This is a genomic window from Glutamicibacter sp. 363 (assembly GCF_052379505.1).
Taxonomy (GTDB): domain Bacteria; phylum Actinomycetota; class Actinomycetes; order Actinomycetales; family Micrococcaceae; genus Glutamicibacter.
In genome coordinates this window covers 1-7,139 of the sequence record NZ_JBQSYR010000055.1, presented here as the reverse complement: position 1 = coordinate 7,139, position 7,139 = coordinate 1, and the positions used below count along the sequence as shown (strand labels likewise).

11 protein-coding genes and 1 pseudogene are annotated in these 7,139 nt (G+C 55.0%); 9 read left to right on the top strand and 3 right to left on the bottom strand.

Annotation, left to right across the window (positions count from 1 at the left end; translation table 11 throughout):
* The first annotated feature begins 245 nt into the window (after positions 1-245).
* Positions 246-599 carry a hypothetical protein gene (locus ACT3UA_RS18585; RefSeq protein WP_096288473.1) on the top strand — a complete coding sequence of 118 codons (354 nt, stop codon included), beginning with the start codon at positions 246-248 and terminating at the stop codon, positions 597-599.
* On the opposite strand, the pseudogene ACT3UA_RS18580 reads toward ACT3UA_RS18585, so the two are convergent.
* Both ACT3UA_RS18580 and ACT3UA_RS18575 read right to left on the bottom strand, forming a co-directional pair.
* A pseudogene (locus tag ACT3UA_RS18580) lies at positions 596-1,905 on the bottom strand (Y-family DNA polymerase). The gene ACT3UA_RS18585 and the pseudogene ACT3UA_RS18580 overlap by 4 nt on opposite strands.
* Positions 1,887-2,258 carry a LexA family protein gene (locus ACT3UA_RS18575; RefSeq protein WP_229777474.1) on the bottom strand — a complete coding sequence of 124 codons (372 nt, stop codon included), beginning with the start codon at positions 2,256-2,258 and terminating at the stop codon, positions 1,887-1,889. Before ACT3UA_RS18575 ends, ACT3UA_RS18580 begins: the two are co-directional and overlap by 19 nt.
* Before the next feature lie 472 nt (positions 2,259-2,730).
* Here ACT3UA_RS18575 and ACT3UA_RS18570 point away from each other — a divergent pair, with 472 nt between their 5' ends.
* The 8 genes from ACT3UA_RS18570 to ACT3UA_RS18535 all read left to right on the top strand — a co-directional run bounded on the left by ACT3UA_RS18570 (position 2,731) and on the right by ACT3UA_RS18535 (position 6,645).
* The gene (locus tag ACT3UA_RS18570; protein ID WP_096288477.1) at positions 2,731-3,123 is read left to right on the top strand and encodes a hypothetical protein; all 393 of its coding nucleotides are present in this window, start codon (positions 2,731-2,733) and stop codon (positions 3,121-3,123) included.
* A 60-nt stretch (positions 3,124-3,183) separates the two neighbouring features.
* Complete coding sequence (locus ACT3UA_RS18565; protein WP_176484274.1) at positions 3,184-3,351, top strand: hypothetical protein; 168 nt, start codon at positions 3,184-3,186, stop codon at positions 3,349-3,351.
* A 17-nt stretch (positions 3,352-3,368) separates the two neighbouring features.
* Complete coding sequence (nrdH, locus tag ACT3UA_RS18560; protein WP_096288479.1) at positions 3,369-3,596, top strand: glutaredoxin-like protein NrdH; 228 nt, start codon at positions 3,369-3,371, stop codon at positions 3,594-3,596.
* Positions 3,597-3,637: 41 nt separating this feature from the next.
* The gene (locus tag ACT3UA_RS18555) at positions 3,638-3,841 is read left to right on the top strand and encodes a type II toxin-antitoxin system HicA family toxin (RefSeq protein WP_096288482.1); all 204 of its coding nucleotides are present in this window, start codon (positions 3,638-3,640) and stop codon (positions 3,839-3,841) included.
* 48 nt (positions 3,842-3,889) lie between these two features.
* Positions 3,890-4,273: a hypothetical protein gene (locus ACT3UA_RS18550; protein ID WP_096288484.1), complete on the top strand. Its 384-nt coding sequence runs from the start codon at positions 3,890-3,892 to the stop codon at positions 4,271-4,273.
* 118 nt (positions 4,274-4,391) lie between these two features.
* A protein-coding gene (locus tag ACT3UA_RS18545; protein ID WP_443444259.1) for an IS3-like element ISAar3 family transposase occupies positions 4,392-5,539 on the top strand; the annotation gives its coding sequence in 2 pieces (ribosomal slippage) (positions 4,392-4,665 and positions 4,665-5,539; 1,149 coding nt in all).
* Positions 5,540-5,673: 134 nt separating this feature from the next.
* Entirely contained in the window at positions 5,674-5,916 is a 243-nt protein-coding gene (locus ACT3UA_RS18540) for a hypothetical protein (protein ID WP_096288488.1), read from the top strand.
* 426 nt (positions 5,917-6,342) lie between these two features.
* On the top strand, positions 6,343-6,645 hold the full coding sequence (locus ACT3UA_RS18535) for a hypothetical protein (protein WP_013350251.1): 303 nt from the start codon (positions 6,343-6,345) through the stop codon (positions 6,643-6,645).
* Positions 6,646-6,726: 81 nt separating this feature from the next.
* Here the strand turns inward: ACT3UA_RS18535 and ACT3UA_RS18530 are convergent.
* Positions 6,727-7,139 (bottom strand): hypothetical protein (locus tag ACT3UA_RS18530; RefSeq protein WP_444617812.1); only part of this gene is annotated, 413 nt, incomplete at its 5' end.

Sequence of the window (7,139 nt, the reverse complement as noted above, 5' to 3'; positions counted from 1 at the left end):
GCTGAGTTTCCTGTTCTCGCCCTGTCTGGGGTGAGGCGGGGGTTGCTATGAGTGGCTGGTCTCACTTGATCCTGACAGACAGGGGAGTTCAATCGCCACAAGCGAGTGTGACCCCTGCGCGGCCTCTCAACAGTGTGTAGTGACGTTGAGCCAAACCGAAGAACACCGCGAGGAAGATCCGGGAACTGTTCACGAGCCACGCTTCCTGCTCATAGCTAATGTTCCGAGTAGAGAGAAGAACGCCGATGAACCGCAGAGCCTCCGAAGGACTCAAAGAAAAGTACGCGAAGTACGTCAACGAACAATTGGTTGCCGTGGGTGAACCGCCGATGACCGAACCATTTGAGCATTTACTTGCAAAAGTTGAGTTTGAGAGCAGCAACTTTAAGCAGATTGTCACGGTACTGACAATATTTCTAACTTTCATCGCGATCACGATCGCAACCGCTAGTGCCTCGGGAGCCTATCTGGGAAAAGAACTTCTTATTACCTATGCAGGGATGATTACTGTTCTTCTGGTAGTTGCAATCATATTTACTCATCCATCGGTGGCAGCCAAAAAATCTGCGATCGCTGTATATCGGCATCGTCACCCCTAAGCGGCTTTCACAGTCATCAGCTCCTTCCAATGGGTGGTGTAGCGAGGGCTGATCATCTCCCGGCGCATTTCCCAAGCTGGCCCTTGCTGCAGTCCTGCAGCGCCTAAACCAATAGCTTTCACCCCGTGCTCGCTACGGATCTGCTGGATCAACGGGCCGATCTGTTTCGCCTCATGCGCTGACACGAAAGGCACGAACGTGTCCTGCATCGCCACCGGCTGCAGATCCATGACCACCACACCAGCCCTGGCGTACTTCACCCCGACCAGGATCTGGGGGAGTAGTTGCTTGGCTGCCTTGGTGAGAACCACCGGATCAGCCGTCGGCCCAGGTAGCTTCACCGTAATGGCTGGCTGGTGATCCTGATGCTGGTTGAAATAGCTGGTCATCGCCCACGCACTGAGAATTCTGGCTTGCTTCTGGTGCTTGTGCAATCTTGCAGAGGCTTGCTGCGCATAAATCCCCATCACCTGCTCCATCCCCACCCGATCAGTGACCGGATCAGAGAAGCTGCGAGAGAAGATCAGCTGATCTTTGATCACCCGTTCTTCCTCCATCGGGATACATGGGATACCGCGCAACTCCAAAACGGTGCGCATCTGCACAATGGAGAACTTATCCCGGATACGCACCTCATCGGCGTCCCGCAGCTCTTTTGCCGTCCATATCCCCAAGCCCCGCAACCGTTTAGTCAGACGGGGACCGATGCCCCAGATTTCGACCGTCGGAAGGCGGGCTAACAGGTTTTCGGTGGTGGTCCGTGGGGCGCGGTCCCAGACGCACACCCCGCCTAGCACACTGAGTTTTTTGGCGCACTGGTTCGAAAGTTTGGCCAAGGTCTTCGTTTTGGCGATGCCCACACAGACCGGCAACCCGGTCAGCCGGAACACCTCGGCCTTGATCTGCTCACCCAGGGCTTGCAGCTCATCGAGCGTGCCGCTCACGCCGAGGAAGGCTTCGTCGATGGAATAGATCTCCACCCAAGCAGAGAACCGTGCCAGCAGTTTCATGACCCGCCCCGACATTTCGCCATACAGCTCATAATTAGAGGACTTTGCGACCAGTATCGGTCAGCGTCGGCAGCGAGTTTGAACCACGGCGCGCCCATCTCAACGCCCAGGGCTTTGGCTTCGCTGCTGCGCGCGACCGCGCAGCCATCATTATTGGACAGCACGATTACCGGGCGGGCTTCGAGTTTCGGGTCAAAGACGCGTTCGCAGGAGACATAGAAGCTGTTCACATCAACATGTGCGATGTATTCGCCCCGCTGTGCCGGGTTGGGGGAGTCTAGAGGTGATGGAGGCATGTGGTGGCCACACCCCAAATCCTGAAATCCGATAGTTCCGCTACGCGCAGATCGGGATAGTCCGGGTTCTCTGCTTTCAACACCACCCCGGCAGGGCCAGTGGAGAGACGTTTGACGGTCATCTCCCCGTCGATCACTGCAATCACCACGTGCCCATCGCGTGGCTGCACACTGCGGTCAACGATCAGCTCGTCCCCATCGCTGATTCCCGCGTCCTGCATCGACTCACCAGACACCCGCACAATGAAGGTCGAGACTTGATCACGGATCAGCATCTCGGATAGATCAATCTTCGTATCGGAGTAGTCCTGGGCTGGGGAAGGGTAACCCGCCGGGACACGGTCCAGGGCCATAGCGATCACCCGTTGCGGCGGGGTCGCCAGCTCGCAAACCTGTATACGATCAATTTTCATCACAGCACACTTTCTTAGAATCTACATTCTAAGCCTTTACCGTAGCGACGGCGACCGACACTAGCGCAATGCATCCCCAAGAAGTCACTTTGATAGAACTGTGCCCGGGGTTTTCCCGGCTGATTTCCCCATGGTTCAAGACTCATTAACCCGTGGTGCGCGTGGAGGGGTTGGGTTTTTTCGGCATCGACAAGGGGTAGTCCAAGGGATTGGGGCACGCTCGCGAAGGCTCAGCCAGGGCGCAACCCCAGTTTTCAAGATGGCCTCACCGTGAGTGATTCTCTAGCCGGCCCAGGTTCCCGGACGGGCGGACATTTGCCAAAAAAATAAGTGTCTATCTCTACTAGACAAGGGATGTCTAGGCGGGGTAGACTAAAGATATGAGGACAACGAACCAGGGAAAGGAAAAGCGATGAAAACTACAGCTCAGACCACGTTCACCGGGCCAGACTTGCCCCTCGATGACCGCAGCGGCGACGGCTACGACTACTTGGACACCGCCGAAAACGCAGGATGGACGGTCATTGCCCAATGGGGAGCCGAAGGCTACGACTTCGGCGCATGGCCCTACGTGATCGGATTCGCCCGCCAGATCAACAAGGGCGGCAAGCGCCACTTCGGCTACGGCCTCTACGTCGAAGGTGACACCACCACCAAATATTTCGACACCTTGGAAGCGTGCAAAGAAGCCATTGACCGTGACGCTCATTGGTTCTGGAAAACAGGGCAAAGCGACGGCCCCGACGATGTGCCCGAGAAGTTCGAGGATCTACCCGCCAAATATCGCGGCCTCCCCGCCGGCTAGCTAGCACCCGGTGCCCCGCCTCGCGGCGGGGTGCCACCGCCCGGAAAGCAGGAATTTCCCATGAGTACCGTTGCCCCTTATATCGTCCTCAACTGCCCGGTAACCCAAATTCTCGGTTTCTACGACTCAGAAGAAGCCGCCACCATCGCCGCCGAGGAATTTGGACAGTGCAGTTTCGCCTATAAGCTCAGCCCCAAAGAAATCGCGGCGCTGACAGCCCAGGAATAACCCCAAGGAGGGAAATCATGGAAACGCCCGTCACTGTCTACAGCAAGCCATCGTGCGTGCAGTGCAACGCCACCTACCGTGCCCTAGAAAGCGCTGGAATCGCCTATAGCGCCGTGGACGTGAGCGCCAATGATGACGCGCTCGCCTACATCAAAAGTCTTGGCTATGCGCAAGCCCCGGTCGTGGTCGCGGGGGTCGAGCACTGGTCAGGATTCAGGCCGGATAAAATAGCCGATGTTGTCTAGTCCCCATTGACTTGTCAGTCTAGGGGGACTAGACTAAAGTTATGAAAACAACGAAAACCAAGGAAGTGACCAAGTTTCTCACGGCCCAAGGGTGGAGCGTGATCCGGTCGCAAGGGCCACACGACGTGTGGGCCCCGCCGGATGGAAGCAAAGTTTTCGCCCTCCCCAGGCATAAGGAAACCTCCCCGGGAATCATCCGGCAGCTCAGCAAGATCTTCCCGCAGATCCCGAGGAGCTGGAAGTAACCGCCCCGGCGGGAGGGCATCAGCCCTCCCGCCGCAGAAAGGAATAAGATGCACTCCCAGCGAACCCTAGAAGCTGTGGCCATGAAGGACGGCAAGTGGTGGGAAATTTCCATCCCCGAACTTGACCAAGTGACCTCCACTAAGAAACTCAGCGAGGTGCAGGAGTACGCGGACAGCCTCGCGGCAGCAATCCTGGACGTGCCCAAGGATGCAGTGACCGTCAATGTCACCTACGAACTACCGGAGGCCGCTAAAAGGGAATGGGCCAAGGCCCGCGAAGAAACCGCCAAGGCCCGCGAACTGAGCATGTCGGCAGCGGAGCACACGCGCCGGGTCGTGCGCGGGCTACACGCCGAAGGCTACACCGTGCGCGACATTGAAAAAGTGCTCGGCATTAGCTTCCAGCGCGCCAGCCAACTACTCAAAGACTAACATTCAAGTCACTCACTTACTCAAATGCGTTTTTACTTGGTTGGGTCCCCGGAAAGTAGTCCAGTGACTATGTGAGTACTCGTGTCCGACAATGGACACAGGAGGAATCACAGAAACAATGGCACGCAGACACACACCAGACCAGGTCATCGCTAAAGTCCGTCAAGGACAAAAGATGCTCAACGACGGACACCCGATGATCGAGGTCATCAAGGAACTTCAGATCACTGAAGCTACTTGGTACCGCTGGATCAACCAGTACGGGTCCGAGAAAAACGCTGAAGCCAGCAAACGTACCAAGGAGCTAGAGAAGGAAAACGCGCGCCTCAAGAAGCTGCTCGCTGATCAGATGCTCGCCAATGACATCCTTACTGAGGTTGCCAAGGGAAAATTCTAAGCCCCGGACCACGCCGCCGTGCTGTACGGATGGCGATGGAAAAATTCGGGGCGTCCGAACGCTTCGCTTGCCAAGTTCTGGGCCAGAACCGCTCTGCACTACGTAAGAAAAAAACACCGATGAGCTTTGACGAAGCGCAGCTACGAGCCGACTTGAGGGCTGTCGCGTCTAAGCATCCAACGTGGGGATGGCGCAAAGCCCGCTGGCACTTGCTGGCCACCGAACGATGGAAAGACACTGTCTTGAACAGCAAGCGCATCCGACGATTATGGCGAGAAGAAGGCTTGGTCTGTAAGCCCAAGCGTCGAAAGAAGCGGCGCACCGGCCCAGACGCTGGGGAACAGAAGCGGTTGACCGCCGAGTACCCGATGCATGTACTGAGCTTTGATTTCCAGTCGGATGTCACCTCTTGTGGCCGTCATATCCGGTTCTTCAATGTCATTGATGAGTACACGCGGACCGCTTTGGCGATCATTCCCCGCAGGTCTTTTAAAGCTGCTGATGTGGTGGCTGTTTTGGAGGACATCATTGCTGAAACTGGGATCCAGCCAACGTTTGTGCGGTGTGATAACGGGCCTGAGTTCACTGCTGACGCGCTGGTGGATTGGTGCAACACTGTGGGGGTGTCCACTGCGTTTATCGATCCGGGCTCACCTTGGCAGAACGGTTTTATCGAGTCGTTCAATGCGCAGTTCCGGCGTGAACAGCTTTCCGGGGAAATTATGGACACTATGGTGGAAGCGAAGTATTTGGCTGATGAATGGAAAGACATTTACAATCATGAGCGTCCCCATGGGTCTTTGGATGGGTTGACGCCGTCCCGGTTTTGGGATGAGTGGGTTAGAGAGAATCAGTTAGCTATCGCATAGCTGCTGGACTGCTTAAAGGGACCCAACCATACTCATTTACTCAGTTGCTCATTTACTCAGTTACTCAAAATTAGTCACTTTCGCCCACCCGGCCAGGAGATAAGCCATGACCCGCAACGCCTCAGAAATTTACGATGACCCGCAACGCCTCAGAAATTTACGATGACCTCAAAGCCCTAGCCAACGAGCTGGAAGACCTCGCGAAGACCGGACGCATCACCATGAGCACCGACTCATGGAACAAGGACTACCCCGACACGAAACAAGCCGTCGCCCAAGCCCTAGCAGCGCTCCAAGTCGCCATCAACGCGACCTGCTGGATGGAAACCCTACCCGAAGCCGAATCAACCGCGACGAAACCAGGGCATCGCGGTTAAGCCTCCTGCCCACCTGTGCACAGCAAAAGCCCAATCGCTGCGCTGCTTTTCCTGCACCCACGTGGACAGCAGGAACCAAACGACCTCCCGCACACAAGCCACAAGCTGCGGTACCTGAGTTCTCCTTCGACGGCGGATCGTGGCCCGTGCATGGCCTCTGATAAGCGAATATCACTTGCCAGGCCACGAGGAACACCTATCATGGGCACATCATCTTAAAGGAGTAAGACCACGTGGAGGTATCAGAGTTAACCCTTGGCGCTGCTGGGGTTCGTATGATGCTAACTGTGAGAAAGCTCTAACAATGACAGTTCGTGGCGAAAAAAGATCCTTGGGTCCATCGCAATCGTAACCTGTCGGAATTCATTATCAGAGATCTTCGCTACCGTAACTAGATTGTTTGCTTGGAGGACTTAGGATTATTCTATGGAGACATTTAAGCGTCAAAGGTATGTTGATTACCTAGTGAACGAACGTGGGTATGAAGCTCGCCTAACTCCGTGGGGAATCTATATCGAATATCCCAATTTTGACGATAATGGCACGGCGGTCGTCAAATGGAGGGTTACGGAAAATGAACTTGCCGGTTTGAACGGGATTAGAATGCCGCGAGGCTTTACCGGCGGCGAACAGTATGCGTTCTCGGAGTTGATAGCAGCTCTTCATACTTTCACTGGTTCACGGGGAACCATGTACGGGGCAAGTATGAGAATAGAAGCAGAAGACTGAGAAGGGCTATGGCGCACATGCGCCATAGCCCTTCTTGTTAGAACTTACCAGCGAAGCTTGATTATTTACCGCAAGCTCGGTTCACACTGTCGGGATGAGATGTGATGAGACGGGAATTTGTGGCTGAAACTGATGCCGTGACGCCGACTTTTTTATGATCCGCCCACGGGAATCTCGAAGTTCATAAACCCCACCGTACCGAATAGTTTTATTGCCGCTTTGGTATTTCTTTAGGCATGACCATTTTAAGGCTTCGTTTGTTGCCCAATCCGCGAAGTCCCTCCAGTTCGCACCTAAGAATACCGCCTGGTTGTTCCAGTCGTTCATGTGGCCAGCTTTGATATGCCGATAGCCCCAACCGATATTTTTACCTTTGACGACTTTGTTTGTGCCACAACGTAGATAGGCTGTACGTCCCGAGACTCCTTTAACCGTTTGCCTACTGAAAGTTCTGACGAGCTTTTCGTTCTTATCGAAAACGCCACAGGGTGACC

Bases quoted from the DNA above. Each gene is read 5' to 3' on its own strand.
- ACT3UA_RS18585 (WP_096288473.1), top strand. From the start codon at position 246: ATGAACCGCAGAGCCTCCGAAGGACTCAAAGAAAAGTACGCGAAGTAC.
- ACT3UA_RS18575 (WP_229777474.1), bottom strand. From the start codon at position 2,258: ATGGCCCTGGACCGTGTCCCGGCGGGTTACCCTTCCCCAGCCCAGGAC.
- ACT3UA_RS18570 (WP_096288477.1), top strand. From the start codon at position 2,731: ATGAAAACTACAGCTCAGACCACGTTCACCGGGCCAGACTTGCCCCTC.
- ACT3UA_RS18565 (WP_176484274.1), top strand. From the start codon at position 3,184: ATGAGTACCGTTGCCCCTTATATCGTCCTCAACTGCCCGGTAACCCAA.
- nrdH (WP_096288479.1), top strand. From the start codon at position 3,369: ATGGAAACGCCCGTCACTGTCTACAGCAAGCCATCGTGCGTGCAGTGC.
- ACT3UA_RS18555 (WP_096288482.1), top strand. From the start codon at position 3,638: ATGAAAACAACGAAAACCAAGGAAGTGACCAAGTTTCTCACGGCCCAA.
- ACT3UA_RS18550 (WP_096288484.1), top strand. From the start codon at position 3,890: ATGCACTCCCAGCGAACCCTAGAAGCTGTGGCCATGAAGGACGGCAAG.
- ACT3UA_RS18540 (WP_096288488.1), top strand. From the start codon at position 5,674: ATGACCCGCAACGCCTCAGAAATTTACGATGACCTCAAAGCCCTAGCC.
- ACT3UA_RS18535 (WP_013350251.1), top strand. From the start codon at position 6,343: ATGGAGACATTTAAGCGTCAAAGGTATGTTGATTACCTAGTGAACGAA.